At 62.7% G+C, this 1169-nt stretch carries 1 protein-coding gene; it reads right to left on the reverse strand.

Going from position 1 to position 1169, the window contains the following annotated elements; translation table 11 throughout:
- Nucleotides 1–1169, reverse strand: a 1169-nt coding sequence (locus tag DYU11_RS32835) for an SdrD B-like domain-containing protein (RefSeq protein ID WP_147368102.1), incomplete at both ends; no start/stop codon positions are given.

Raw genomic sequence — 1169 nt, forward strand, 5'->3', positions numbered from 1 at the left:
CCACATTTGGTGTAGAGGCCGTGAAGTTGGCAGGAGCCGTGAAGCTCACCGAGTAAGGCACGCCCGGCGTCAGGCCCGTGAAGCTGTAGACGCCATCAGCGCCCGTCACCACACTGGCCAGGGCCGTACCGTTGCTCACCAGCGTCACCGTCACCGAGGCCAGACCCGTCTCCGAGGGCTGTTGCAGCCCATCGCGGTTAGCATCAACGAAGACCTTGTCACCCAATGAGGCCGGGCGGAAGAAGCCCGCGTCCACCGTCAGGTTGCTCTCATTGGCCGCCAAGGTGTAGCTGCCACTGCGACCCGTCACCGGATCCGCATCACTGTCGGTGGCATCGTTACCTACGTTGGTCACCGTAGCGGTATAGCCCGTCGGGGCTGCAAACACGACTGTGTAGCTCACCCCAGGTGTCAGGCCCGTGAAGCTGTAGACGCCACTGGCATTGGTGGTGGTTGAGGCCACCGGTGTTACTCCACCGTCAGCCAAGAGCTGCACGGCTACCCCGGCGATGCCAGCCTCACCCGCATCCTGCTGGCCGTTGGCGTTGCTGTCCTCGAAGACCAGATCACCTAACGATGCCGTCAGCAGCGAGAAGCCCGCATCGATTGTCGTATTGTTTTGCCCTGAGGCCAAGGTCACACTCTGAGTGATGCCGTTGATGGGGTCACTATCTAAGGTATCATCCCCCCCAACGTTCGGCGTAGAGGCTGTGTAGTTGGCCGGAGCCGTGAAGCTCACTGAGTAAGGCACGCCCGGCGTCAGGCCCGTGAAGCTGTAGACGCCATCAGCGCCCGTCACCACACTGGCCAGGGCCGTACCGTTGCTCACCAGCGTCACCGTCACCGAGGCCAGACCCGTCTCCGAGGGCTGTTGCAGCCCATCGCGGTTAGCATCAACGAAGACCTTGTCACCCAATGAGGCCGGGCGGAAGAAGCCCGCGTCCACCGTCAGGTTGCTCTCATTGGCCGCCAAGGTGTAGCTGCCCGAGCGACCCGTCACCGGATCGGCATCACTGTCGGTGGCGTCATCACCTACGTTGGCCACCGTAGCGGTATAGCCCGTCGGGGCTGCAAACACGACTGTGTAGCTCACCCCAGGTGTCAGGCCCGTGAAGCTGTAGACGCCACTGGCATTGGTGGTGGTTGAGGCCACCGGTGTCACTCCACCG

The organism is Fibrisoma montanum (genome assembly GCF_003583365.1).
In the GTDB taxonomy this organism is placed as follows: domain Bacteria; phylum Bacteroidota; class Bacteroidia; order Cytophagales; family Spirosomataceae; genus Fibrisoma; species Fibrisoma montanum.